At 63.0% G+C, this 24770-nt stretch carries 24 protein-coding genes; 17 read left to right on the top strand and 7 right to left on the bottom strand.

Annotated elements, in window-relative coordinates:
• Positions 1 to 14 precede the first annotated feature (14 nt).
• The 3 genes from GV035_RS19290 to GV035_RS19280 form a co-directional block, all read right to left on the bottom strand.
• On the bottom strand, positions 15 to 803 hold the full coding sequence (locus GV035_RS19290; protein ID WP_159836583.1) for an ATP-binding cassette domain-containing protein: 789 nt from the start codon (positions 801 to 803) through the stop codon (positions 15 to 17).
• Positions 804 to 814: 11 nt separating this feature from the next.
• On the bottom strand, positions 815 to 1984 hold the full coding sequence (locus GV035_RS19285; RefSeq protein WP_159836582.1) for an ABC transporter permease: 1170 nt from the start codon (positions 1982 to 1984) through the stop codon (positions 815 to 817).
• Positions 1985 to 2122: 138 nt separating this feature from the next.
• The gene (locus GV035_RS19280) at positions 2123 to 3175 is read right to left on the bottom strand and encodes a sugar ABC transporter substrate-binding protein (RefSeq protein ID WP_159836581.1); all 1053 of its coding nucleotides are present in this window, start codon (positions 3173 to 3175) and stop codon (positions 2123 to 2125) included.
• 227 nt (positions 3176 to 3402) lie between these two features.
• On the opposite strand from GV035_RS19280, the gene GV035_RS19275 reads away from it, so the two are divergent.
• From GV035_RS19275 to GV035_RS19265, 3 genes are read left to right on the top strand one after another with little or no spacing between them, the layout of a single operon-like run.
• Entirely contained in the window at positions 3403 to 4281 is an 879-nt protein-coding gene (locus tag GV035_RS19275) for a MurR/RpiR family transcriptional regulator (RefSeq protein ID WP_159836580.1), read from the top strand.
• A complete protein-coding gene (gene iolG / locus GV035_RS19270) occupies positions 4271 to 5275 on the top strand; it encodes an inositol 2-dehydrogenase (protein WP_159836579.1) in 1005 nt (334 codons plus the stop codon). The genes GV035_RS19275 and iolG overlap by 11 nt, the downstream gene beginning before the upstream one ends.
• Before the next feature lie 5 nt (positions 5276 to 5280).
• The gene (locus GV035_RS19265) at positions 5281 to 6297 is read left to right on the top strand and encodes a Gfo/Idh/MocA family oxidoreductase (protein WP_159838069.1); all 1017 of its coding nucleotides are present in this window, start codon (positions 5281 to 5283) and stop codon (positions 6295 to 6297) included.
• Between the two features lie 43 nt (positions 6298 to 6340).
• Here GV035_RS19265 and GV035_RS19260 read toward each other — a convergent pair whose 3' ends face one another.
• On the bottom strand, positions 6341 to 6676 hold the full coding sequence (locus GV035_RS19260) for a helix-turn-helix domain-containing protein (protein ID WP_159836578.1): 336 nt from the start codon (positions 6674 to 6676) through the stop codon (positions 6341 to 6343).
• A 224-nt stretch (positions 6677 to 6900) separates the two neighbouring features.
• Here GV035_RS19260 and GV035_RS29150 point away from each other — a divergent pair, with 224 nt between their 5' ends.
• The 7 genes from GV035_RS29150 (at position 6901) to GV035_RS19225 (ending at position 10670) form a co-directional block, all read left to right on the top strand.
• Positions 6901 to 7395, top strand: a complete 495-nt coding sequence (locus GV035_RS29150) for a PAAR domain-containing protein (RefSeq protein WP_201304002.1) — start codon at positions 6901 to 6903, stop codon at positions 7393 to 7395.
• Positions 7395 to 7934, top strand: coding sequence for a hypothetical protein (locus GV035_RS19250; protein ID WP_236572665.1), 540 nt, complete (start codon positions 7395 to 7397; stop codon positions 7932 to 7934). The genes GV035_RS29150 and GV035_RS19250 overlap by 1 nt, the downstream gene beginning before the upstream one ends.
• Before the next feature lie 4 nt (positions 7935 to 7938).
• Entirely contained in the window at positions 7939 to 8499 is a 561-nt protein-coding gene (locus GV035_RS19245) for a hypothetical protein (protein ID WP_159836577.1), read from the top strand.
• Between the two features lie 2 nt (positions 8500 to 8501).
• A complete protein-coding gene (locus GV035_RS19240) occupies positions 8502 to 9269 on the top strand; it encodes a hypothetical protein (protein ID WP_159836576.1) in 768 nt (255 codons plus the stop codon).
• Positions 9266 to 9796, top strand: a complete 531-nt coding sequence (locus GV035_RS19235; RefSeq protein WP_159836575.1) for a DUF4952 domain-containing protein — start codon at positions 9266 to 9268, stop codon at positions 9794 to 9796. Before GV035_RS19240 ends, GV035_RS19235 begins: the two co-directional genes overlap by 4 nt.
• A gap of 149 nt (positions 9797 to 9945) precedes the next feature.
• Positions 9946 to 10269 carry a hypothetical protein gene (locus GV035_RS19230; RefSeq protein WP_159836574.1) on the top strand — a complete coding sequence of 108 codons (324 nt, stop codon included), beginning with the start codon at positions 9946 to 9948 and terminating at the stop codon, positions 10267 to 10269.
• Positions 10270 to 10442: 173 nt separating this feature from the next.
• Positions 10443 to 10670 (top strand): sulfurtransferase TusA family protein, encoded by a 228-nt coding sequence (locus tag GV035_RS19225; protein ID WP_159838065.1) that lies wholly within the window; start codon positions 10443 to 10445, stop codon positions 10668 to 10670.
• Positions 10671 to 10745: 75 nt separating this feature from the next.
• Here the strand turns inward: GV035_RS19225 and galU are convergent, their stop codons facing one another.
• A complete protein-coding gene (gene galU / locus GV035_RS19220) occupies positions 10746 to 11627 on the bottom strand; it encodes a UTP--glucose-1-phosphate uridylyltransferase GalU (protein ID WP_159836573.1) in 882 nt (293 codons plus the stop codon).
• A gap of 73 nt (positions 11628 to 11700) precedes the next feature.
• Complete coding sequence (locus GV035_RS19215; RefSeq protein ID WP_159836572.1) at positions 11701 to 14568, bottom strand: valine--tRNA ligase; 2868 nt, start codon at positions 14566 to 14568, stop codon at positions 11701 to 11703.
• A 222-nt stretch (positions 14569 to 14790) separates the two neighbouring features.
• Here GV035_RS19215 and GV035_RS19210 point away from each other — a divergent pair, with 222 nt between their 5' ends.
• The 6 genes from GV035_RS19210 (at position 14791) to GV035_RS29945 (ending at position 21288) form a co-directional block, all read left to right on the top strand.
• Positions 14791 to 17145, top strand: a complete 2355-nt coding sequence (locus GV035_RS19210; RefSeq protein WP_159836571.1) for a UvrD-helicase domain-containing protein — start codon at positions 14791 to 14793, stop codon at positions 17143 to 17145.
• Positions 17142 to 17903, top strand: a complete 762-nt coding sequence (locus GV035_RS19205) for a 5'-methylthioadenosine/adenosylhomocysteine nucleosidase (protein WP_159836570.1) — start codon at positions 17142 to 17144, stop codon at positions 17901 to 17903. The genes GV035_RS19210 and GV035_RS19205 overlap by 4 nt, the downstream gene beginning before the upstream one ends.
• 389 nt (positions 17904 to 18292) lie before the next feature.
• On the top strand, positions 18293 to 18553 hold the full coding sequence (locus GV035_RS19200; protein WP_159836569.1) for a hypothetical protein: 261 nt from the start codon (positions 18293 to 18295) through the stop codon (positions 18551 to 18553).
• Positions 18550 to 19026, top strand: a complete 477-nt coding sequence (locus tag GV035_RS19195; RefSeq protein WP_201304001.1) for a hypothetical protein — start codon at positions 18550 to 18552, stop codon at positions 19024 to 19026. The genes GV035_RS19200 and GV035_RS19195 overlap by 4 nt, the downstream gene beginning before the upstream one ends.
• A gap of 147 nt (positions 19027 to 19173) precedes the next feature.
• Positions 19174 to 21078 carry a propionate--CoA ligase gene (locus tag GV035_RS19190; RefSeq protein WP_159836568.1) on the top strand — a complete coding sequence of 635 codons (1905 nt, stop codon included), beginning with the start codon at positions 19174 to 19176 and terminating at the stop codon, positions 21076 to 21078.
• Positions 21079 to 21093: 15 nt separating this feature from the next.
• Positions 21094 to 21288 carry an STY0301 family protein gene (locus GV035_RS29945; RefSeq protein ID WP_442859575.1) on the top strand — a complete coding sequence of 65 codons (195 nt, stop codon included), beginning with the start codon at positions 21094 to 21096 and terminating at the stop codon, positions 21286 to 21288.
• A 64-nt stretch (positions 21289 to 21352) separates the two neighbouring features.
• Here the strand turns inward: GV035_RS29945 and GV035_RS19185 are convergent, their stop codons facing one another.
• On the bottom strand, positions 21353 to 22618 hold the full coding sequence (locus tag GV035_RS19185; protein ID WP_159836567.1) for an MFS transporter: 1266 nt from the start codon (positions 22616 to 22618) through the stop codon (positions 21353 to 21355).
• A 291-nt stretch (positions 22619 to 22909) separates the two neighbouring features.
• Between GV035_RS19185 and GV035_RS19180 the strand changes: the two genes are divergently transcribed.
• Positions 22910 to 24577, top strand: a complete 1668-nt coding sequence (locus tag GV035_RS19180) for a methyl-accepting chemotaxis protein (RefSeq protein ID WP_159836566.1) — start codon at positions 22910 to 22912, stop codon at positions 24575 to 24577.
• The last annotated feature ends 193 nt before the right edge of the window (positions 24578 to 24770 follow it).

Genomic DNA, 24770 nt, shown 5'->3' with positions numbered 1-24770 from the left:
ATGTGTCCCCGGTATCAGATGGTCGCGCCTTCGAGCTCGCCGATCATCTTCTGCATCTCCGCGCCGCCCGCCATCATGTCGAGCACTTCGTTCTTGGTGATGGTGTCCTTCGTGAAGGTGCCCATCGAACGGCCGCGATTGAGCAGCGTGAAGGAATCGCCGATTGGATACGCGTGGTGCACGTTATGCGTGATGAAGATCACCGAGATGCCTTTCGCGCGCGCCTTGTGAATCAGCTTCAGCACGTTGAAGCTCTGCTTCACGCCGAGCGCGGCAGTTGGTTCGTCGAGAATCAGCACGCGCGCGCCGAAGTGGATGGCGCGCGCAATCGCGAGGCATTGCTTTTCGCCGCCGGACATCGTGCCGATGGGCTGATGCGGGTCGCGCACGTTGATGCCCATTTCCGCGAGCTTGGCGCGCGACGTCGCGGCGGCGAGATCGAGGTCCATCACGCTGAAGAGGCCGAAACGCTTCTTCTGCGGCTCGCGGCCCATGAAGAAGTTGCGCGCGACGGAGAGCAGCGGCACGAGCGCCAGATCCTGATACACCGTTGCAATGCCGAGATCGAGCGCCTCTTTCGGGGAATCGAAATGCACGGGCTTGCCATCGACCAGATACTGGCCGGACGAGGGCGCGTGCACGCCCGCCAGCGTCTTGATGAGCGTGGACTTGCCTGCGCCGTTATCGCCGAGCAGACAGTGCACTTCGCCGCGTTTGAGCCGCAAGGTCACGCCGTTGAGCGCAATCACCTTGCCGAAGAACTTGCTGACGTTTTCGAGCGCGAGAATGTTGTCGTCGTTCATGGCCGTCGTCCTCATTGCGCCTGCGACACGCGGCGGCGCACGTAGTGATTGAAGAGCACGGCGATCAGCAGCATCACGCCGAGAAACACGCGGAACCAGTCGGAGCTGACATTCGTGTACGTGATGCCGATCTGCACGACGCCGAAGATGAGTGCTCCGAAGCATGCGCCGACGACCGAGCCGTAGCCGCCCGTAAGCAACGTCCCGCCGATGACTGCCGCGATGATCGCTTCGAATTCCTTCTGCAAGCCGCGATCCGCCGCGGCTGAGCCGATGTCGCACACTTGCAGCACGGCAAAGAGGCACGAGCAGAACGCGGTCAGCACGAAGAGCGATATCTTCACGCGCTTGACCGGCACGCCGACGTTCTTCGCGGCATTCGCATCGCCGCCGACCGCGAGAATCCAGTTGCCGTAGCGCGTTTTCGCGAGCACGAACGCGCCGACTGCCGCGAGCACGAGCCACCAGATGATGACCTTCGGAATGCCCGGCACGAGCGGCTCGCCGCTATCGAGCAGCTTGCCTATACCCAGATGCGCGAGCCACGTGAAGAGGCCATGCAACGCCACGCCGTGAAAGAGCGTATCGGCGAGCCAGTCTTTCTGCGCGAGATCGCCGACACCGGAGATGATCGTGCGGTCCGCGAACATGATCGACAGCGCGAGCGTCAGGCCGCGCAGGATGAAGAGAAACGCAAGCGTGACGATAAAGGACGGTAGCCGCGTGCGCATCACGAGATAGCCGTTGAGCGCGCCGAGCAGCATCGACGCGACGAACGCGAACAGAATGGCAAGCGAGATCGGCCAATGGAAATAGACCGAAGGCAGCGCGACCATCATGCCGGCAAAGCCGATCATCGAGCCGATGGACAGGTCGAATTCGCCCGCGATCATCAGGAGACACGCGCCGACGGCGAGCAGCCCGAGGTAGGCGGCGACCTGCGACCAGTTCATCACGCCGTCGAGATTGAACATGCCCGACGAACCCGCGCCGAAGCCGAATACGAGGAAGACGAGCACGGTGCCCGATATCGCGGCGAATTCCGGACGATTAAGCAGATGCCCGAACCACGACTGCCGGCGCACGCGCTCGTCCGATGGCCTGTCCTTGTCGGTCGCAGCGTCGGCGGTGTCGTGCTGAGGATTCGCGTGTGGAGGATAGTGCTTGCCGGCTACGCCCATGATGGCTCCTTGAAACGATCACCAATGCGGTGCGGATGCGTGCGTTCCTGCCGCGTCCGCGAGCGGACGCAGCAGCATGTCGTGTGAGAGAAACGCGGGCGGCGCGCGAGCGGCCGCCCCAAGACGGTCAGCCGTGCATCAACGATACTGCCCGGCGTACTTCACGACCTTGTCGAGATTTTCCTTGGTGATGAAACCCGGTCCCGAGCGAATGTTCTTCGGCCCGTACGACGGCTGCAAGCCATACGTTTCGAGGCGCGCCTTGAACTTCGGATTCGCTTCGAGAATCTGGCGGATCTTCGCCGGATCGGTGGTGTGCTCCTTCTTCACGATGGCGAGCACCGCGACCGGAATATAGCCCTGCAAATAGGGCTGCTGATCGATGGCGAACTTGATCGTCCCGTCCTTGATTGCCTTCGCGATGTCATCGGAGAAGTCGAAGGTCACGAAATAGAGCTTGTTTTGCAGGCCCATTTGCGTGACCGCCTTGAGCGTGGCCGAGGCGGGCGTCGGTCCGAGCGTGAGAATCGCCTGCGTATCCGGATGATTGCGCAGGAACGCGGACACCTTCGACTGAATCTCGGTCGGGTCCTGTCCCGAATCGAGCGTGGCGGCCTTATAGTCCGCACCGATGGCATCGGCGAAACCGCGGCAACGGTCGAACGAAACCGTATTCGTCGCGAGATGGTTCACGCACAGAAACGACTTGATGCCCGCGGCTTTCGCCTTCTCGCCCGCCGCCTTGCCCGCGACATATTCCGGCTGACCGATGTGCATGATCGCGCCGAGCTGCGCGCTTTGCTCCTCGGTGCCCGAGTTGATGGTCACGAGCGGAATCTTCTTGGCCGTCACCTTGTTGATCGCGCTCTTGAGCACGTCAAAGTCGGCGATCGTCGTGATGACGCCGTCGTAATTGCGCGCGGCGGCCTGTTCGATGAGACGCGCCATGTCGGCGATGTCGCCATTGGGCGGATTGCGATAGTCGGTCTGGACGTTGAAGTCCTCGTCCGCCTGTTTGATCGCGTTCTTGATGGTGTTCCACCACGAGTCCGAGTCCGGCGCGTGGCTGATGAGCACGAATCTGGCGTCCGGCGCGGCCTGCGCGGGGGACGACGTGAACCACGCGGCGCTGCACAGCGCAGCAGCAGCCGCCAGCGCGCGCAGCGCGGCCCGACCGTTGCAAAGGGTCATTGTCTCCACCTATCTCGGTTGTTGTCTGGTGTGATCTTTTGGCGAGCCGTTCGAGGGCCGGGAGCCGCTCTCATCACGCTCACGAGCAGAGTAGGTCACTTTTTGGCGGTCTGCAATAGATATTTCAACGGTGCGACAAATGGAAAATGCTTTCCAATTCGCATGCGGGCTTTCTATAATCCGCTGCACCGGCGCACGCTTTCGCGCGCCGACGAACCGGGCTTTCCATGCAGGATGAAACCAGTACCGACGTGCTTTCCGTCGACGACCTGATGCAGCGGATCACCGATGCGTACGACTCGCTGCCGCGCCAGTTGAAGAGCGTGGCGTCGTATATCGAGCAGCATCGGGCGCGCGTGATGATGGACCGCACGAGCGACATCGCCGCGTCGTGCGGCGTGCATCCGTCCGCGGTCGTGCGCTTCGCGCAGCGTTTCGGCTTCTCCGGCTTCTCCGACTTGCAGGCGGTCTTCCGGCAGGCGTACGCGGGCGGCAGCACGTCGGAGAGCTATCAGCAGCGCATCCGCAAGCTGATCGACGAGAAGGCGGGCGCGGCTTCCGGCGTCTCGGTGGCGCGCGAGTTCATCGCGGCGAGCCGCGCGGGTCTCGACGAACTGGAAGCCGGCCTCGACGACGCGCAGTTCGAAGCCGCCGTCGGAATGCTGGAGAAGGCGGAGAACATCTACGTGATCGGCGTGCGCCGCTCGTTCGCGGTGGCGAGCTACATCGTCTACGCGCTCGGCCATACGAAGAAGCGCGTGCATCTGGTTTCCGGCTTCGGCGGCATGTTCCGCGAACAGATCCGCAGCGTGAAGAAGGGCGACGTGCTCATCGCGATCAGCTTCGCGCCCTATGGCAAGGAGACGCAATACTGCGTGCGCGCGGCGCAGCATCACGGCGCGGCGACCCTCGTCATCACCGATAGCCAGCTTTCGCCGCTCGCGCGTCACGCGAGCGCGAGTCTGCTCGTGAAGGAGGGCAGCGCGTTCGCGTTCCGCTCGCTCACGAGCACCATCTGCTTGTGCCAGGCGCTGTTCATCGCGCTCGCGTACCGGCTCGAATTGAACGTCGAAGAATCCAGGGAGACAGGCGGTTATGACGATTGACGTGGCGGTGTTTGGAGCGGGGCGCATCGGCAAGATTCACGCGGCGAATCTGGCGCGGCAGCCGGGCGTGCGGCTGAAGTATGTCGTCGATGTGAATCGCGACGCGGCGTCCGCGCTTGCCGCGCAGCACGGCGCGCAGGTGGCCGATATCGACGGCGCAATGGGCGATGCGACGATCGGCGCGACCGTCGTGTGTTCCAGCACGGACACGCACGCGGATCTCATCATGCAGTCGGCGGCGCAAGGCAAGCACGTGTTCTGCGAGAAGCCGGTGGACCTGACGCTTGCGCGCGCGCGTGCCTGCGCCGATGCCGTCGAACGCGCGGGCGTCGTCTGCATGATCGGCTTTCAGCGGCGCTTCGACCCGACGTTCTCGGCGCTAAAGGCCCGCGTCGTGGCCGGCGAAATCGGCGATCCGGAAATGCTGATCGTGACGAGCCGCGATCCCGGCGCGCCGCCGGTCGAGTACATCAAGCATTCGGGCGGCATTTTCAAGGACATGCTGATCCACGACTTCGACATCTTCCGCTGGATGCTCGACGACGAAGCCGAGACGCTGCACGCGACGGGCAGTTGCCTTTCCGATCCGGCTATCGCGGATGCCGGCGATATCGATTCGACCGCCGTCACGATCCGCACGAAGCGCGGACGGCTGTGCCAGATCAACACGGCGCGGCGCGCGGCGTATGGCTACGATCAGCGGTTCGAACTGCTCGGCAGCGCGGGCATGATTCAGGCGGGCAACGTGCGGCCGACCGAAGTGACGGCCTATTCGAAGACGGCCGTCTCGACGGACGTGCCCGAAGCGTTCTTTCTCGAACGCTATCGCCAGGCATATGCGCTGGAAATCGCGCATTTCTTCGATGCCGTCAATCACGGCAAGCCGGTCCGCACGACCGTCGCCGATGGCCTGAAGGCGCTGGAACTGGCCGAAGCCGCGACGCTTTCGTGGCGCGAGAAGCGCATCGTGCGGCTTGGGGAGCAGCAGGCGTGAGCGCGGTGCGCGTGGTGCGCGTGGGGATCGTCGGGCTCGGGCGGCTCGGACGCCGCCACGCCGAGAATCTCGCGTGGCATGTGCCGGGCGCGCGGCTCGTGGCCGCGTGCAGTCCCGTCGACGAGGAACGGGCGTGGGCGCGCGAACGCTTGCCGGAACTCGCGCTCTATGCGGACTACGACGCGCTGCTCGCCGACGCTTCGGTCGATGCGGTGTGGCTCGTCACGCCGACGTCGCTGCACGCGCGCCAGATCATCGCGGCGCTCGACGCGGGCAAGCACGTCTTCTGCGAGAAGCCGCTTTCGCTCGATCTGAACGAATGCGACCGCGTGATCGAAGCGCACGCGCGGCATCCACGGCTTCATGTGATGATCGGCTTCGTGCGCCGCTTCGACGCGAGTTATCGCGATGCGTTCGAGCAGGTCGGGAAGGGCTCGATTGGCCGGCCGTTCATGGTGCGCTCGCAGACGTGCGACAAGAACGATCCCGATGGCTTCTTCGTGCGCTTCGCGCCGACTTCGGGCGGGCTCTTTCTCGATTGCAGCGTGCATGACATCGACCTCGCGCGCTGGCTGCTCGGCAATCCGCGTGCGAAGCGCGTGTTCGCGAGCGGCACCATCGCGATGCACGAGGGCTTGCGCGAGTGCGGCGATATCGACAACGGCGTGGGCGTCGTCGAATTCGACGATGGGCGGCTGGCCGTGCTGTACGCGTCGCGCACGATGGCGCATGGACATGATACGCAGACCGAAGTAATTGGCACGGCGGGCGCGTTGTCAGTCGGGCGCAATCCGCGGCTGAATCGCGTTGAAATCGCGGATGAGTACGGTATGCGCAACGCGTGTACGCCGACGTTCTTCGAGCGTTTCGAGGATGCGTTCTTGCGCGAGGCGCAGGCGTTCGTTGCGCTGGTGAGCGACGGCACGCCGACCGGCCTCACGCTGAACGATGCACGGGAGGCGACGCGCATTGGCATCGCTTTGCGCGAAGCCTATGCGAGCGGGCGGGCGGTGGAGTTGTGATCGCAGCCGAAAGCATCGCCTGCATTCGGCTTGATTACGCCGCTCAGCCGACGACCATCCTGACCGGCTTGCCTATGCGGGCGAGCATTTCCACGAGCGAGTCGATCGTGAACTTGCTCGTCTTCTTGTTGACGACATCGGATACGCGCGGCCGCGTAACGTGAAGAATCTCGGCGGCATCCGCTTGCTTCAGATGTTGGGCTTCGATCCAGGAGGCCAACTCGTCCATGAGCTGCTCCTTGAGCACGAGCGTCTGGCCGATCAGCGTCTGCAACTCGGCGAGATACTGGCGTGCTTCTCCGGGCGCGAGGCCCAGTTCGGCGAACACGTTCGCCCCGCGCTTGGTCACGTGCCGGACCTTGGTGTCAACCTTGTTCATGTTCGTGCCTTCCTTTCGCGGACGATCGCCCGATAACGGACAGCGGCGATCTCCTAATGCCGATGGGCATCTGCATTGAGTTTATTTCGGCCATTGGGCAGCTATCGCCATCGCAGTTGAGGGTGCACATCGACTCAGCCACAATTCTTTACCCCGAAGGACTCCAAAACAGAGGTGCGATCCGTTAATTTTATGCTCCCACAGCAACAATAAATGGAGACGCTATGGAAAACGGAACGACACATCTGTTTGCCACGGCAGGATCGAAGACCGAGAGACGGGGATGGGTGATCCCAACCAGTCCGCGTGAAATAAGGGGCCTGCGTATCGCATTGGTCGGCGATGTGGTCTCCTATCCGGATGGCAGTCAGGCGGTCATTACCGACGGTGCAGGATATGGGTTGACGAACAGCTTCGTGCCGTATGCCCTTGTGGGAAGCGGCCTGAGCAACGGCGATAGAGTTGCCACGTCGCTGCTCGACGACGACGGTCTTTTCGTTTGCGAGGGCGAAACTATCGAAGGTCTGTTCGATCCGGCCTATGTGGTTCCTTCTGCACCTCCACGCTATCGCCTTGCAGTACGGGGTTCCACCACGGCGCGCGGCGGTGTACTGCGAGACACGACGGGTTGGTGGAAGGTTGATGCGAAGGGTTCGAAGCAATTTCGATTCGTCAGTGGCGAGGCAATTGCACCGGTGAACCGGCAAGGAACGGCCTGATGTTCAAGCGTTCTTTCCTTGCCTGCGGAGACCGCGGCGGAAGCGCCGTTATCACAGAAGGCCTGCCAACGGTTACCTGCTCGAATCCGCCGCCGCGCGTTCATATCGCAACGCTCGGAATGAGTACCTATTGCACCGCCTGCAAGCGCGAGGGCTTTATCGCGCCGCGCGGGCCACGGCGACCGGGCACGGGCCCGAACGGAAAGCAGTGGGCGCTCAGTGGTGACGTCAACGTATGCGGCTGTAGCCCCGCCCCGGTGTTCTATGCCGACAGGAACATGTGGATGTCGTTCACGTCCGGCGATCCGGCCTACATCGCATGGAAGGGTGGTCAGAGGGGTTTGACGCCGGGCGAGAACGCTCCATATGACGAGCAGTTCGTTTTGGTTGACGAAGATGGAAAGCCAATTGCAGGTCAGCAATACATGATTACGACCGATGACGGAAAGGTCTACCAAGGCGTCACTGATGCGAACGGCGCGGCCGAGCGTGTCTATACGGATAGCCCGATGGGCCTCGTTTTCGAACTGGTGATATAGCGCGATGGGCCATTACTTTTCAGCGGTCGAAGGCGATCCGCTTTCGACCAGTCCCGACAGCTACGTCATGTCGTCGGGCATGAGCGCATTTTTTTGTGACGAGGGCAATCGCACGATGGCATTCATCGGCGGCAACGCCTACTGCGGAAAGTGCAAGAGCATCGGAACAATCATCGGCGGATCGGGTTGCAGCGACGGTGCCCGACTGTATGACATTCCGTCTGGTCGAAGGCAGGCAGTGGCCGGTGACTTCGTGCGGTGCAAGTGCGACACGAGACCGGTTATCTTACCCCGATACGGAAGGGGTTGGATTATTGAAGATACGTCGGGCTCCTACGCTCACGCACAGTCTGCGGGCTTGTCGTGGTCGGGAGGCAGTGAGACCTTGGCATTCGACGAATTAATCGTGCTGGTCGACGAGGACGACAACCCGATTCCGAATCAGCGTTTCCGGCTCAGGCTAGGCGACGGCTCGACGCGGGAAGGAACGACCAACGAAGCCGGCGAGACGGTACGTGTCCGAACTAGCGTGCCGATGGATATTGAACTAGAGATATTGGTGTAGAGATGGCTGATTCATTTGCTGAGTTTGTGCAGAACCGTAGGGCAAGGTCCAACGACAATCAAGGTAGCATTCATAAAGCGATCAGTGGAGTTCGTTACGTTCGACTGGACGAAGACACGCATGGCACGGTCGGCGCGAGAATTGGCTCCTCCGATCGTAACTCCGTTCAGCTTTGCGCCTATACGAAGGTCGCCCTGCTGAAGGAGGAAGGCGGAAGAATCTACTTTCGGATAATAGACGGTCCGTATCGAGACAGCGGCACGGCGAGTATGAAAACCGAAGACGCAGCGCACTATCTTCGAGGCACGCCGCCTACCGAATCTAACGAGACGCTCAAGGTCAAATACGGACGTCTCGGTGAAGAGAACTCGCCGTTTAAGGGTCGTCTGCAACAGCAGTGGGGCATCTTGAAGGTTGGCGGCGAGAACGTCACCGTAACGCTAAACAGCGTCTGGGGCGGCCGCTTCACTCCCATCGCCCCCGGTCGTCATCGCATCATGACCGTCGATGGCTCGCACGCACACATCAGTACAGAGGGATATCGCAATACTTATCCCGGTCGGATCAAGGCGAACGACGCCTGGTTTCCCATTGAACTCGAGGGAACGAAGGGAAACTCGTCGCGATATGTACATATCGGCCATCTCTCTGAAGGCTGCGTTACGGTACACGACATCCTTAAGTGGAACACGGTCTATGACTTTCTTATTTCGCACCGGCTCCCGAATACGAACGGCTTATATGTCGCCTATCTGGAGGTGACGAAATGAAATGGCTTGTGAACGCAATGCTGTCGTGTTGCCTGGCGGTCGTATCCGCAGGCACGACATCGCATGCAGGCGAGACAAGTAATGTGCACGCCAAAACGGTTCAACGCCAGCCCTCGCTCGCGTGTGGCAACCATTGCGATGAACGTCCTGAGCCACCGCTTTCGTGTGGCGACTATTTGAAACAGATCGGCCGACAGCACTGGAAGCTAACGTTCTTGAAGTGCAAGCCTGTGATGATGGATGCCCCTAAGATTCCTGGCTTCGAAGCGATATATCGAGTAGACGGTTCGCACCTTGATGAAGTCGATACGTGGCTTACAACATGGGCGGACTGGAAGCGTCTGCGGTTCTCCTGCTGTCAGTGGGATGCCCCGGAAGGTTTCTACAGGGACAAGAGCGGTTCGGAGTACATCATTAACATGGGGGCCGACGCGTACGTGAACGGTCATATGATCGATCAGCGGAAAGATTTTGCGAAGCTGCCGTTCGCTATTCTTACCGTCACTCACTACCTCTACTCGCCCTAAAGCGATACGTACTACTATCGGCTAACGTCGAACTATAAGTGCTACGACGGGCAATGCGTGGTGAGATGCTCCGGGACGTGAGAGTAGCCCTCTCGACTAGCTATCGCATCGCGGCGGCGCCTGCGGTCGACGCAGGCGCGACCCGGCGTGTGCTGGTCACCATCGCTGCTGTCCATCCTTCACGCAGCCGCATGCAGGCCGATTGGGTCCGTGACCTGATCGGCCATTCGTCGAGCGTCGTGGACCTCTCCGGCCTAACGAAGCAGGAAGCGCATGCGCAGTGCGCGCTCGTGCGCCTGTCCGGTCCCGAGGCTTACGTAATCCTCGCGCGTTGCTCCAAACCCCCGCCGAGAAGCAAATGGTTATGTCCCGGCTGGTTGTGCATGTCGCGGCGATCAGTCCGGCTTCCCTTCGTGCTGACCCGCTCGCTGGCTGACCCGCTGGCCCATCTGACGGCTTCGAAGGCGCGGTAGCACGCAGGCCCGGCAAAGGGTCGTGAAACAGAGATCGCAATCTAGCCGCTCGCATCCCACGAGTGAAGTAGAGAACTCTCAAGTCGCCCGAAGCCTATGCAAGCGGGCGCCCGGTGGATCTGTGACCGCTGCGTTAGAATCGAACCATCAGGCACATGGAAGGTTCAATCGCGATGGAAGTTCACAAGGAAGTCGACGCACGCGGGCTTAACTGCCCGTTGCCGATTCTGCGGGCGAAGAAGGCGCTGGCCGACATGACGAGCGGCCAGATTCTGAAGGTGCTCGCGACCGATCCCGGCTCGCAGCGCGATTTCGCGGCGTTCGCCAAGCAGACCGGCAATGAAATCGTCGAGGCCAGTTCGCAGGACAAGACGTTCATCTTCTTGATGCGGCGCCGCTGAAGAAATCAGGCGCGCAAAGCAAAATGCCCGTCACGAACGTGACGGGCATTTTTTTTCGCAAAGAGCGGTTGACGCTTACCCTTCGAGAACCGGCGAACGCGTGCGCAGGTATTCTTCGAAATCCTTTGACACTTCCGGATGGCGCAGCGCGAATTCGACCGTCGCCTTCAGATAGCCGAGCTTGCTGCCGCAATCGAAACGCGTGCCGTGATACTTGTACGCGAGCACTTGCTCATCCGACAGCAGCGACTGAATCGCGTCCGTCAGTTGCAGCTCGCCGCCCGCGCCGGGCTTGAGCGCGCGGATATGGTCGAAAATGCGCGGCTTCAGCACATAGCGGCCGACCACGCCGAGGTTCGACGGCGCCACCGCCGGTTCCGGCTTCTCGACGATGCCCGACAGCTTGACGATGTTGTCTTCCCACTCCTTGCCGTCGATGATGCCGTAGGACTTCGTGTCTTGCGGCGGAATCTCTTCGACGCCGATCACCGAGCTGTGATAGTGGTCGAAGACTTCGATCATCTGCGACATCACGGGCGGCTTGCCGTACAGCAAGTCGTCCGCGAGGATCACGGCGAACGGGTTGTCGCCGACGAGCTTTTCGGCGCACAACACTGCATGGCCGAGACCGAGCGCCTCGGCCTGCCGCACATAGAAGCAATCCACATGGCTCGGCTTGATGCTGCGCACGAGCTCGAGAAGCTTGTCCTTGCCGCGCGCCTCCAGCTCGGCTTCAATCTCGTAGGACTTGTCGAAATGATCTTCGATGGCACGCTTGCTGCGGCCGGTGACGAAGATCATTTCGGTGATGCCGGCGGCCATCGCTTCTTCAACCGCGTATTGAATCAGCGGCTTGTCGACGACCGGCAGCATTTCCTTCGGGCTTGCCTTGGTCGCGGGGAGGAACCGCGTGCCGAGACCCGCAACGGGAAAGACCGCTTTGGTAACTTTTAGCATGTGATAACCCTGATCCTCTTAATCATTTAGAACATCGAGCGAATACCTGACGAGAGGTAAAAGAAACTCCCAATCAGACCGGCAGTCGCAATAATTGCGCCTGAAGCTTCTCGATAGTGGTCTTGTATTCTGCCAGCCTTTTGCGCTCCTGTTCAACGACAGCGGCCGGCGCTTTTGAAACAAAGCTTTCATTACTCAGCTTCGCGTTACATTTGACGATTTCGCCGTTCAGACGTTCGACTTCCTTCGTCAGACGCTCGCGCTCCGCCGCCACGTCGATCTCCACTTTCAGCACCAGCTTGTGCCCGCCGACAATCGCGACCGGCGCACCGTGCGCTTCCTTGTCGAGCGCGGCTTCGTCGTCGATGATCTTCACTTCCGCGAGACGCGCGAGCGCCGCAACGTACGGTGCGAACGTCGAAAGACGCGCGGCGTCGCCATGCGCGAGCAAGGGCACTTTCACCGCGGGCGAGAGGTTCATTTCGCCCCGCAGATTACGACATGCGTCGATCACTGCTTTCAGTTCGGCGGCCCACTGTTCAGCGGATTCATCCAGCTTTTTCGTTTCCGGACGCGGATACGGCTGCGTCATGATCGACGCTTCGCCTTCCTTCGCGCCCGCAGGGTAGGCGTCCGTCAGCGGGGCCACCTTCTGCCATAACGCTTCGGTGATGAACGGAATGACCGGGTGCGCAAGGCGCAGCACCGTTTCGAGCACGCGCAAGAGCGTGCGGCGCGTGGCGCGCTGCTGCTCGGGCGTGCCGTTCTGAATCTGCACCTTCGCGAGTTCCAGGTACCAGTCGCAGTACTCGTCCCACACGAACTTGTAGATCGCGCTCGCGACATTGTCGAAGCGATAGTCCGCGAAGCCCTTTTCGACTTCCGCTTCCACGCGCTGAAGCAGCGACACGATCCAGCGGTCGGCCTGCGAGAAATCCGTGTAGCCGCCGGGTCCGCAATCGCCGGGCTTGCAGCCCGCGGCGTTGGCGAAACCGCAATCGTGGCCTTCGCAATTCATCAAGACGAAACGCGTGGCGTTCCAGAGCTTGTTGCAGAAGTTCCGATACCCCTCGCAGCGTGCCAGATCAAAATTCACATTGCGACCGAGCGTGGCCATCGACGCCATCGTGAAGCGCAGCGCGTCCGTGCCGAACGCCGGAATGCCTTCGGGGAATTCCTTGCGCGTTTTCTTTTCGATCTGCGCGGCCTGCTTCGGATTCATGAGGCCGCTCGTGCGCTTGGCGACGAGCGTTTCGAGGTCGATGCCATCCACGATGTCGATCGGATCGAGCGTGTTGCCCTTGCTCTTCGACATCTTCTGGCCTTCCGCGTCGCGCACGAGGCCGTGCACATAAACGGTCTCGAACGGCACCTTGCCGGTGAAATGCGTGGTCATCATCACCATCCGGGCGACCCAGAAGAAGATGATGTCGAAGCCCGTCACGAGCACCGACGAAGGCAGGAACGCCTTCAGTTCCTTCGTCTCGTTCGGCCAGCCGAGCGACGAAAACGGCACGAGCGCGGACGAGAACCACGTGTCGAGCACGTCGTCGTCGCGCTTGAGCGAGCCGGTGTAACCCTGACTTTGCGCGTCGGCGCGGGCTTCTTCCTCGGTCTTCGCGACGAAGATCTCGCCGTTCTCGCCGTACCACGCCGGAATCTGATGCCCCCACCACAACTGACGCGAGATGCACCAGTCCTGAATGTTTTCGAGCCATTGATAGTAGGTCGTGGTCCAGTTCTCCGGCACGAACCTGATTTCGCCGTTGCGCACGACATCGAGCGCGGTTTCGGCGATGGACTTGCCCGGATTGAACGTGCCTTCGGGCGCGGGCTTGCTCATCGCGACGAACCATTGGTCGGTCAGCATCGGCTCGATGACGACGCCCGTGCGGTCGCCGCGCGGCACCATCAGCTTGTGCGGCTTGACGGAGTCGAGCAGACCTTGCGCGTCGAGATCGGCGACGACCTGCTTGCGCGCGTCGAACCGGTCCATGCCGCGATACTTCTCGGGCGCGTTGCCGTTGATCTTCGCGTCGAGCGTGAGAATTTCGATTTGCGGCAGCTTGTGACGCTGGCCGACCGCGTAGTCGTTGAAGTCGTGCGCGGGCGTCACCTTGACGACGCCCGTGCCGAACTCGCGGTCCACGTAGTCATCGGCGATCACGGGAATTTCGCGGTCGCACAGCGGCAGCACGACGGTCTTGCCGATCAGATGCGCGTAACGCTCGTCTTCCGGATGCACCATCACGGCGACGTCGCCGAGCATGGTTTCGGGGCGCGTCGTCGCGACCGTCAAATGGCCCGAGCCGTCCGGCAGCGGATACTTGATGTGCCACAGACTGCCGTTTTCTTCTTCGCTGACCACTTCGAGATCGGACACGGCGGTGCCCAGCACCGGGTCCCAGTTCACGAGACGCTTGCCGCGATAGATCAGCCCTTGTTTGTAGAGCGTCACGAAGACATCGCGCACGGCGGCGGACATCTTGTCGTCCATCGTGAAGTATTCGCGCGACCAGTCGATCGACGCGCCGAGCCTGCGCACCTGCCGCGTGATGGTCGAGCCGGATTCCTGCTTCCACGCCCATACGCGCTTGAGAAACTCCTCGCGGCCCAGGTCGTGGCGCGAGATGCCTTGCGCGTCGAGCTGTCTTTCCACGACGATTTGCGTCGCGATGCCCGCGTGGTCCGTGCCCGGCACCCACAGCGTGTTTTCGCCGAGCATGCGGTGATAGCGCGTCAGGCCATCCATGATGGTCTGGTTGAACGCGTGCCCCATATGCAGCGTGCCGGTGACGTTGGGCGGCGGCAGTTGAATGGAGAAATTCTTCGCGCCTTCTTTGAACGTGGGGGCCGAATAGCCGCGTTTCTCCCATTCCGGGCCCCATTGGGACTCGATGTTCTGGGGCTCGAAACTTTTCGCAAGCGTGCTGTCGCTCATCGTGAAATCTGCCGAAATATGCGTGAAAAGATGCGGGGTAATCACCGATTATAAGGTTTGGGGCGCGCAATCGGACGAATCCGGGCGCGGCCGGTCCGCCGCCGGGCAGGGGCTTGCCGGACGACGCCATCGGCGCGGTCTTATAATGGTCGGCTCTTCGGCGACTTCTCGCCGGCTTCTTCGGCCCGCTCTTTCGGCGGGCTTGCTGCCGCTCACTTTCCCATGCCCGATTTACTCGCCAATCTCAATCCCGAACAGCTTGCCGCCGTGACGCTGCCGAACGAGCCCGCGCTGATCCTCGCGGGCGCGGGCAGCGGCAAGACGCGTGTGCTCATCACGCGCATCGCATGGTTGATCCAGCAGGGTTACGCTTCGCCGCCGACCATTCTCGCGGTCACGTTCACGAACAAGGCCGCCCGCGAAATGATGTCGCGCCTGTCGGCGCTTCTGCCCATCGACACGCGCGGCATGTGGATCGGCACGTTCCACGGCCTCTGCAACCGCATGCTGCGCGCGCATTACCGCGACGCGGGCCTGCCGCAGACGTTCCAGATTCTCGATACCGCCGATCAGCTTTCCGCGATCAAGCGGCTCATGAAGGGCCTGAACGTCGATGACGAGAAGTATCCGGCGAAAAATCTCCAGTACTTCATCAACAACGCGAAGGAGCAGGGGCTGCGTCCGAAAGACGTGGATGCCACCGACAACTTCAATCGCAAGTTCGTCGAGCTGTACGAGGCTTACGATCAGCAATGCCAGCGCGAAGGCGTCGTCGATTTTCCGGAACTGCTGCTGCGTTGCTACGAACTGCTCGCGCACAATCCGCCGCTGCGCGCGCATTATCAGGCGCGCTTTCGCAATATCCTCGTCGACGAGTTTCAGGACACGAACAAGCTGCAATACGCGTGGCTGAAGCTGCTCGCGGGCGAGCACAACGCGATCTTCGCGGTCGGTGACGACGATCAATCCATCTACGCGTTTCGCGGCGCGAACGTCGGCAACATGCACGATTTCGAGCGCGAATTCCGCGTGCGCAATCTCATCAAGCTGGAGCAGAACTACCGCTCGCACGGCCATATTCTCGATACCGCGAATTACCTGATCGCGAACAACGCGCGGCGCCTCGGCAAGAATCTGCGCACCGACGCGGGACACGGCGAGCCGGTGCGCGTCTACGAAGCCGCGACCGATTCGCAGGAAGCGGGCTGGATCGTCGAGGAAATCAAGGCGCTCATCAACACGGGACTCGCGCGCGGCGAGATCGCGGTGCTGTATCGAAGCAACGCGCAGTCGCGCACCATCGAACACACGCTCGTGAACGCGGGCATTGCCTACCGCGTGTACGGCGGCCTGCGCTTCTTCGAGCGTCAGGAAATCAAGCACGCGCTTGCGTATCTGCGGCTGATCGACAACCCGAACGACGACACGGCATTCGCCCGCGTCGTCAATTTCCCGACGCGCGGCATCGGTGCGCGCTCCATCGAGCAATTGGCCGACGCCGCGCGTCTCTACAACTGTTCGATGGCCGCCGCCGTGCCGTACGTGACCGGCAAGGCGGGATCGAGCCTCGGCGCGTTCGCGACGCTCATCGCGAAGATGCGCGCCGAGACGCAGCAGATGAGTCTGCCCGAAACGGTCGAATACGTCGTGCGCGCGAGCGGACTCGCCGCGTTCTACGAGACGGAGCGCGAAGGGCAGGACCGGCTGGAGAACTTGCAGGAACTGGTGAACGCGGCGGCTGCGTTCGTGAGCGAAGAGGGCTACGGGCTGGACACGCCCGCGCGCTCCATTCCGCTGCGTCCCGGCGCGACCGCCGCGCACGAAATCACGGCGGTGAGCGAGGACGGCGAAATCGAAGTGCTCGATGCGCCTGGCATCGCCGATCCCGCGCAGAATCCCGACACCATGACGCCGCTCGCGGGCTTTCTCTCGCATGCGTCGCTCGAAGCGGGCGACAACCAGGCGCAAGCCGGGCAGGACGCCGTGCAGCTGATGACCGTCCACGCGGCGAAGGGGCTGGAGTTCACGGCGGTGTTCATCACCGGGCTGGAGGAAGGGCTCTTTCCGCACGAGAACAGCGCGCAGGAATCCGACGGTCTGGAGGAGGAGCGGCGGCTCGCGTACGTGGCGATCACGCGGGCGAAGGAGCGGCTGTATCTCTCGTTCGCGCAAAGCCGCATGCTGCACGGGCAGACGCGCTACAACATCCGCTCGCGCTTCTTCGACGAACTGCCGGAAGGCTCGCTCAAGTGGCTCACACCGAAAGTCGAAGCGGGCGCGCGCTGGGGCGGACGCGCCGACAACGCCGGCTGGGGCCGCGACTGGTTCGCGCGGCCGGGACAGGAGCGCGGCGGTCCATCGACGGCGAGCCCGGCGCTGCCGTCGTTCGCGAACGAACAGCGGGCGGCCGATACCGGCTTCAAGGTCGGACAGGCCGTCTTCCACACGAAGTTCGGCGAGGGCACTGTGACGGCGCTCGAAGGCTCTGGCGGCGATGCGCGCGCGCAAGTGCGCTTCAAGCGTCACGGCGAAAAGTGGCTGGCGCTGGCCGTGGCCAAGCTGCAGGCGGTCGAATGAAGCGCCTCGCGATCATGGCGGCGCTGCCGCAGGAACTCGGCGATCTGACCGCGCACATGCGCGGCGCGGGCGAGGTGCGTACGGTCACGCTCGGCAAGCGCGAATATCACGTCGGCGAGGCGCACGGCGTGCCGGTCGTCGTGACGCTCGCGCGTGTCGGCAAGGTCGCGGCGGCGGCGACGGCGAGCGCGCTCATCCATGTCTTCGGCGTCGATGCGATTCTTTTCACCGGCGTCGCGGGCGGCGTGCGGGCGGACGTGCGCGTGGGCGATATCGTGGTCGCGAACGCGCTGCTTCAGCACGATCTGGACGCGTCGCCGTTTTTCCCGCGCTACGAGGTGCCGCTGCTCGAACGCACGCATTTCGACGCCGACCGCGCGCTCTCGGATGCGCTCGCCGATGCGGCGCTCGCATTCATCGAAGCCGAAGGCGACGCGCTCGCTGACCGCTTCGCCGTGATGCGGCCGCGCGTGCATCGCGGGCTGGTGGTGAGCGGCGACAAGTTCATCGCAAGTCACGAGGCGGTGGGCGCGCTGCGCGCGGCGCTGCCGGACGCGCTCGCGGTCGAGATGGAAGGCGCGGCGCTCGCGCAGGTCTGTTACGAGCACGGCGTGCCGTGCGCGGTCGTGCGCACCATTTCCGATACCGCCGATGCCGCCGCACCCGCGTCCTTCGCCGAATTCCTGACGGCCATTGCAGGGACGTACTCGTCGGGGGTGTTGGCGCGGTTTTTGGGGCGAGCGGGTTGGGGCGGTTGAGCGGCTGAGCCGCTGAACTGCGCCAACTGCGCAAATCGCTCCAATCGCTCGAACTGCTCGAACTGCTCGAACTGCTCGAACTGCTCGAACAACCCGAACCGCCAAGAACGCCAGAATGCCAGAAGGCACAACGCCAGAACGCAAGAACGCCAGAACCGCCAGAACCTCTTCAACCGCCCGAACCGCTCGAGCCTCGATCCGTTGAAACCTCGAATCGCTTGAGCCGCTGAAGCAACCTCGGGCGGGCGACCTCTGGGGACGGCGGGCCGCAGCGATCGGCTTGACAGCCATCGCAGCTTGCCGCACCTCACCACATCCTGCTTGTTATTGAGAATGATTCTCAATACAATGCCAGTCATGCATCGCAAATGCACGACTGGAGGCCCGACGTGACCGACGATCCAAATCCAAACGGCGCAACAAGCGGCGAACCGCGCGACGCGAACGCGCGCTGCGCGATCGCCATCAACGCCGCAAAAGTCCTCGACACCACGCGACGCGCCTGGACCGACGCGCCCGCCGCGCCGTCGTCGGTGCGCCCTGAATACCCGCCGCCGCGCGCCGCGCGAAAGAATCGCGTTGTGCCGCGCCGTTCCCGCTGGCCCAGCCTCATCGCCGCCCTGAACGAATGGAGCCCGAAACCGCTGTGAACGCCGCCGACTATCCTTCCAACGCGCTTCAAGCCGGAAAGCCGCTCGCGCTCGACGCCGCCATGCTCGACGCGAGCCGCTTCCCACTCGTGCGCGTGCGTCGCCGGGCGATGAAGCCGGGCTTCGCGTTCGCTTGGGCCGCGCAGATGCGCCGACTGCTCGCGCTCGCCACGCCGTTCGTGATCGTCGCCGAACATTGCGACCACGAAACCGCCGATAATTTCGACCTTCGCGCCGCCTGGCTGCGTACGCACCGCGCGCCGCTCGCGGCGTATTGCCGTGGATTCATCGCGATCGAGCCGCGCATCGAAGCGCGGGCGAGCACGCGCGAAAGGCTGCGCAGGCTGACTGCGGACAGCGGCCTTCGCACGGTCGTCGTGTCGAGCATGCGGGTGGCTGAAGAACTGGCGCCCGTGCTGCTGAAACACGGCGCGGCACCGGCGAGCGCGCCGGCGCGCAGCCGCGCGGTCTGAACGCGCCGAACCGTCCACGATCAGGGCGCGCCCTCTCTAGTCAGGCATTCGCTGGCTGCTCTATGCTGTGGAGCGAGTCAGACGCACCGACCCAGCACAGACTCAGCCACGATTGCAGCCACGCATTGCATCTTGCAGAGGACGCGCATGCCGACTTACCGAGAAGCGTATCGCCAGTCGATCGACGAGCCCGAAGCGTTCTGGGCCGAACAGGCCCGCCGCATCCATTGGCAGACGCCGTTCGAACAGGTGCTCGATGCGAGCAACCCGCCGTTCGCGCGATGGTTCGTCGGCGGGCGCACCAATCTGTGTCATAACGCGGTGGACCGCCATCTCGCCTCGCGTGCGCAGCAAGAGGCGCTCGTCTATGTGTCGACGGAAACGGGCATCGAGCGCCGCTACACGTATGCCGAATTGCACGCGGAAGTGAACCGCATGGCCGCCGTCATGCGCTCGCTGTCGGTCAAGAAGGGCGACCGCGTGCTCATCTATCTGCCGATGATCCCCGAGGCGCTTTTCGCGATGCTCGCGTGCGCGCGCATCGGCGCGATCCATTCGGTCGTGTTCGGCGGCTTCGCGGCGCCGAATCTCGCGGCGCGCATCGACGACGCCGAGCCCACGCTCATCGTCACCGCCGATGCGGGCGCGCGCGCGGGCAAGGTGATCGACTACACGCCGCTCGTCGACGAAGCCTTGTCGCGCGCCGAATTCAAGGTGCCGCAAGTGCTCTTGATCGACCGGCAGCTTGCGCCCGAGCGGTTGCAGGCGAGCTATCTCGTCGCCTACGAGCCGCTGCGTGAACAGTTTTTCGATGCCCACGTTCCCTGCGAGTGGCTCGAATCGAACGAGCCGTCGTATGTGCTCTACACGTCGGGCACGACCGGCAGGCCGAAGGGCGTGCAGCGCGATGTCGGCGGCTATGCGGTCGCGCTCGCGGCGTCGATGGCGCACATCTTCGAGGGCGCGGCCGGCGACACGATGTTCACGGCATCGGACATCGGCTGGGTCGTGGGACACAGCTACATCATTTATGCGCCGCTCATCGCGGGGCTCACGACCGTCATGTACGAAGGCACGCCCGTTCGCCCGGACGGCGGCATCTGGTGGCGGCTCGTCGAGCAGCACAAGATCAACCTGATGTTCACCGCGCCCACCGCGATCCGCGTGCTGAAGAAGCAGGACCCGGCGCTGATGGCGAAATACGACCTGTCGAGCCTGCGCACGCTCTTTCTCGCGGGCGAGCCGCTCGACGAGCCCACCGCGCAGTGGATCCAGAGCGCGTTGCAGAAGCCCGTCATCGACAACTACTGGCAGACGGAAACCGGCTGGCCGATGCTCGCCATTCCGCGCGGCATCGAGGCATTTCCGTCGAAACTCGGCTCGCCGGGCGTGCCGTCGATGGGCTTCAATCTCGCGCTGCGCAACGAGTTGACCGGCGAGCCGTGCGCGCCGGGCGAGAAGGGCGTGGTGACGCTTGGCTATCCGCTGCCGCCGGGCTGCATGCAGACCGTGTGGGGCGACGACCGCCGCTTCGTCGAGACGTATTGGCAGAGCGTGCCGAACCAGATGGTCTATTCGACGTTCGACTGGGGCGTGCAGGACGAGGACGGCTACGTGTCGATTCTCGGGCGCACCGATGATGTGATCAACGTGGCGGGGCATCGGCTCGGCACGCGCGAAATCGAGGAGGCGCTGTCGGCGCACGCGGCGGTCGCGGAAGTGGCGGTCGTCGGCGTGACCGACGCGGTGAAGGGGCAGACGGCGACGGCGTTCGTCGTGCTGCGCGACGCCGATCGCATCGACGCGCCCGGCGCCCGCGACGGCATGGAGGCGGAGTTGTGTCACGCGGTCGATACGCAACTCGGCGCGATTGCGCGTCCGGCGCGCGTGCATTTCGTATCGATGCTGCCGAAGACGCGCTCCGGTAAGCTGCTGCGCCGTGCGATCGCGGCGTTGGCGGAAGGCCGCGATCCGGGCGATCTGCCGACCATCGAGGACGCCAGTGCGCTCGCGCAGATCAGGGCGGCGCTGGAAGCCGGGACGAAGCGATAAGGCAAACGCGCGGCATTGATTTCTCGCAAGCGATGCCGCAATTCGACGCTCGCGGTCGCCGCTGAAAACGCCCAGGGCGTCTGGATGTCGTGCGGATATGGCAACACGATTCTGCTTTCCCGAAAGCTCACGACGCGCGTATCGCGCTGTCAGGCGGTCGAGCCTGTCGTCGAAAATGGCTACAGGAAACTCGTCGCGACGTGTCGTTGACCGTGTCCAGAAAGACAAACGCCCGGCCATGCCTTCATGACCGGGCGTCTTGCCGAAGCGGACCTTACGCCTTGACGTCGTGCGTCTTCGGCAGCAACACCGTCAGCACGCCGATCAACGGCAAGAACGCGCAGAGCTTGTAGACGTAATCGATGCTCGTCACATCCGCGAGGTGCCCGAGCACCGCGGCGCCGACGCCGCCCATGCCGAACGCGAAGCCGAAGAACAGGCCCGCGACCATGCCGACCTTGCCGGGAATCAGTTCCTGCGCATAGACCAGAATCGCCGAGAAGGCCGACGCCAGCACGAGGCCAATCACCACCGACAGCACGCCCGTCCAGAACAGGTTCACATAAGGCATCAGCAAGGTGAACGGCGCGACGCCGAGAATCGATACCCAGATCACCGCCTTGCGTCCGACCTTGTCGCCCACCGGCCCGCCGATGATCGTGCCCGCCGCGACCGCCGCGAGGAACACGAACAAATGGATCTGCGCGGCCTGCACCGATACGCCGAACTTGCTGATCAGATAGAACGTGAAATAGCTCGTGATGCTCGCGAGATAGAAGTACTTCGAGAAGACGAGCAGCACGAGGACGCTCATCGCCATCACGACCTTTTCGCGCGGCAGCGCCGCGTGCGCCGCTTTCGCGCGGCCTTTCTTGATCGCCGGATGACGCTTGTACCAGCGGCCGATGTTCGCGAGCACGACCATCGCGAGGAGGGCCGCCGCCGAGAACCACGCGATGCTGCGCTGGCCGTGCGGAATGACGATCAGCGCAGCGAGCAGCGGCCCGAGCGACGAGCCCGCGTTGCCGCCCACCTGAAACAGCGACTGCGCGAGGCCGTGCTTGCCGCCTGAGGCCATGCGCGCCACCCGCGACGATTCCGGATGAAACACCGACGACCCGCAGCCGACGAGCGCCGCCGCGACGAGGAGCGTGCCGAAGTTGCCGGCGACAGACATTAGCAGCAGGCCGGACAGCGTGAAGCCCATTCCGACCGGCAGCGAATACGGCTTCGGATGCTTGTCCGTGTAAAGCCCGACGATGGGTTGCAGCAGCGACGCGGTGATCTGATACGTCAGCGTGATGAGGCCGATCTGCCCGAAGCTGAGCGCGAACTCGCTCTTGAACATCGGGTAGATCGCCAGAATCAGCGACTGGATCATGTCGTTCAGCAGATGCGAGAAGCTGATCGCGCCGAGCACGGAATACACGGTGCGCTGCACGGGCGCGGCGGTGTTGGCGGCGGTGGCCGCGTTCGCCGCATCCACTGCCGACGCACCGCCAGAACTGGGGAAAGCGCCTTTGTCGATACTCGTTTGCATGGTGTGATGAGGAAAGGAAGCGGTGGTCTTGATTAGTTTGTTCGGCCCGCGATTCATGCGCGAACGGAATGCCCGACAAGTTTAGGATGGCGCGTGCGCGTTGTCATGCCAAGGTTTGTCGCGAATCGGACAGACGAGGACCTGTGGACCGCACGAAACTTTTGAGTCGCGCAAAACGAACGACCGTGCTCGCCGCGCTAAAGAAAACGAGGCGCATGCCGTAGACCAGCGATGTGGGTGTGCCGCAAAGCGCGGCGCCCCTTTGAAGAAAAACGACTCGGGGATAAATCGATGAAATTTTTTCCGCTACGCGGCGCGCGAGGCGCGGGCTTGCTGCCGGCCACGGCTTCAGCACAGGCGGCGAACGCCGCAGGAAGCCTTCCGGCGACGAAGCGCCCGCTGTCCGTGAAGGCGTCGTTGCGCCTCGCGTTCGGCCTCGTGCTGGCGGGCACGCTGGCGATCGGCGCGATCGCGCTCACGCAGATCAGCCGGCTCAACGGCGCGACGGAATCCATCTATACGCAGGGCTACGTGGCGAGCCGCGCGGCCGAGGAAACGCGCGGCTATCTGTTGCGCGCGAGCCGCTCGCAGAAGATGCTGCTCACCGCATCGACGGCGAAGGAGCGCGACGACCTCGGCAGCCAGATCGAAGAGGCGCTCACGCAAATCGGTAAGGAACAGGCGCAGTTGGCGCAATACATCGATCACGCCGACACCGACGCGCTCGCGCAACAGAAGCGTTTCGCAGCCGCGCTCGCGACATGGAGCGGCAACGTGCGCGGCTTCGTCAAGCTGGTGAAGGAGCAGCCGCTCGATCTCTCGCAGATGAACTGGCAAGTCGGCACGCAGGACGTGTCGCTGCTCGTCGAGACCGGCAAGCTCGAAAAGATGGTCGATGACCTCGTCGCCCGCCGTGGCGCCGCCGCAAAAGTGACCATCGACGCCGCCGCGTTCATTTTCCATTCGTCGTTCGTCATGGTGTCGGTGCTGACGGCTGCGCTTTTCGTGCTCGCGATCATCGTCAGCGAATGGGTCGTGCGGCGTCTGTCCGGGCAGCTCGGCGGCGAGCCCGCTTATGCGAAGGAAATCGCGAGCCGCATCGCGTCGGGCGATCTTGCCTATCCGATCCGTCTCAAGCGCCGCGACGACGCCAGCATGCTTTACGCGTTGTCCGAAATGCAGTCGGGACTGTCCGCGACGGTCGGCGATATCGCGGCGAGCGCGGAGGCGATCGCGTCGGCGTCGAGCGAAATCTCGACTGGCAACATCGATCTGTCGCGCCGCACGGAAGAGCAGGCCGTCGCGCTGGAGAAGACGGCGGCGAGCATGGAGGAACTGACCTCGACGGTGCGCCAGAACGCCGATAACGCGATGCAGGCGACCACCCTCGCGCATAACGCATCGGAAATCGCGGAGAAGGGCGGCGCGGTCGTCGGCCGTGTCGTCGAGACGATGCAGCGTATCGATGCCAGCGCAAAGAGCATCGGCGACATCATCGGCGTGATCGAGGGCATCGCGTTCCAGACGAACATTCTCGCGCTGAACGCGGCGGTCGAAGCGGCGCGCGCGGGCGAGCAGGGACGCGGCTTCGCGGTCGTCGCGGGCGAAGTGCGCAGTCTTGCGCAGCGGTCGTCGTCGGCTGCGAAGGAGATTAAGACGCTGATCGACACGTCGGTTTCACGTGTCTCCGATGGCTCGACTTACGCGCAGGAAGCCGGCGCGACGATGGAGGAAGTGGTGCGCGCGGTGCGTCGCGTGACCGACATCATGGGCGAGATTTCGGCGGCCTCAGCCGAGCAGAAGTCGGGGATCGAGGCGATTGGACACGCTGTATCGCAGATGGATGCTGGGACGCAGCAGAATGCTGCCCTCGTCGAGCAGGCGGCGGCTGCCGCGCAATCGCTCGATGATCAGGCGCGGGCGCTCAAGGGGCTTGTTGGGAAGTTTCAACTGGCTTGAGCCTCTTTTTTCATTTGCGTGTTGTTTGGGGTGCTTATTCTCGTGTTGGTCCATTAGCGCGCCCCTTCCCGGGGCGGGGTGCTTGTTTCTGCTGCTGTTTCCTTCGTGAAGCTTGTTCTCGCGTCGGTCTATTAGCGTTGCCCCTCCCCGGGGCGGGGGTCACTTTCTTTGCTGCTGCAAAGAAAGTAACCAA

This window comes from Burkholderia sp. 8Y, assembly GCF_902506145.1.
Taxonomy (GTDB): domain Bacteria; phylum Pseudomonadota; class Gammaproteobacteria; order Burkholderiales; family Burkholderiaceae; genus Caballeronia.
This window is presented reverse-complemented; position numbering and strand designations above follow the sequence as displayed.

Bases quoted from the DNA above. Each gene is read 5' to 3' on its own strand.
- GV035_RS19290 (WP_159836583.1), bottom strand. From the start codon at position 803: ATGAACGACGACAACATTCTCGCGCTCGAAAACGTCAGCAAGTTCTTC.
- GV035_RS19285 (WP_159836582.1), bottom strand. From the start codon at position 1,984: ATGGGCGTAGCCGGCAAGCACTATCCTCCACACGCGAATCCTCAGCAC.
- GV035_RS19280 (WP_159836581.1), bottom strand. From the start codon at position 3,175: ATGACCCTTTGCAACGGTCGGGCCGCGCTGCGCGCGCTGGCGGCTGCT.
- GV035_RS19275 (WP_159836580.1), top strand. From the start codon at position 3,403: ATGCAGGATGAAACCAGTACCGACGTGCTTTCCGTCGACGACCTGATG.
- iolG (WP_159836579.1), top strand. From the start codon at position 4,271: ATGACGATTGACGTGGCGGTGTTTGGAGCGGGGCGCATCGGCAAGATT.
- GV035_RS19260 (WP_159836578.1), bottom strand. From the start codon at position 6,676: ATGAACAAGGTTGACACCAAGGTCCGGCACGTGACCAAGCGCGGGGCG.
- GV035_RS29150 (WP_201304002.1), top strand. From the start codon at position 6,901: ATGGAAAACGGAACGACACATCTGTTTGCCACGGCAGGATCGAAGACC.
- GV035_RS19250 (WP_236572665.1), top strand. From the start codon at position 7,395: ATGTTCAAGCGTTCTTTCCTTGCCTGCGGAGACCGCGGCGGAAGCGCC.
- GV035_RS19245 (WP_159836577.1), top strand. From the start codon at position 7,939: ATGGGCCATTACTTTTCAGCGGTCGAAGGCGATCCGCTTTCGACCAGT.
- GV035_RS19240 (WP_159836576.1), top strand. From the start codon at position 8,502: ATGGCTGATTCATTTGCTGAGTTTGTGCAGAACCGTAGGGCAAGGTCC.
- GV035_RS19235 (WP_159836575.1), top strand. From the start codon at position 9,266: ATGAAATGGCTTGTGAACGCAATGCTGTCGTGTTGCCTGGCGGTCGTA.
- GV035_RS19225 (WP_159838065.1), top strand. From the start codon at position 10,443: ATGGAAGTTCACAAGGAAGTCGACGCACGCGGGCTTAACTGCCCGTTG.
- galU (WP_159836573.1), bottom strand. From the start codon at position 11,627: ATGCTAAAAGTTACCAAAGCGGTCTTTCCCGTTGCGGGTCTCGGCACG.
- GV035_RS19215 (WP_159836572.1), bottom strand. From the start codon at position 14,568: ATGAGCGACAGCACGCTTGCGAAAAGTTTCGAGCCCCAGAACATCGAG.
- GV035_RS19210 (WP_159836571.1), top strand. From the start codon at position 14,791: ATGCCCGATTTACTCGCCAATCTCAATCCCGAACAGCTTGCCGCCGTG.
- GV035_RS19205 (WP_159836570.1), top strand. From the start codon at position 17,142: ATGAAGCGCCTCGCGATCATGGCGGCGCTGCCGCAGGAACTCGGCGAT.
- GV035_RS19190 (WP_159836568.1), top strand. From the start codon at position 19,174: ATGCCGACTTACCGAGAAGCGTATCGCCAGTCGATCGACGAGCCCGAA.
- GV035_RS19185 (WP_159836567.1), bottom strand. From the start codon at position 22,618: ATGCAAACGAGTATCGACAAAGGCGCTTTCCCCAGTTCTGGCGGTGCG.
- GV035_RS19180 (WP_159836566.1), top strand. From the start codon at position 22,910: ATGAAATTTTTTCCGCTACGCGGCGCGCGAGGCGCGGGCTTGCTGCCG.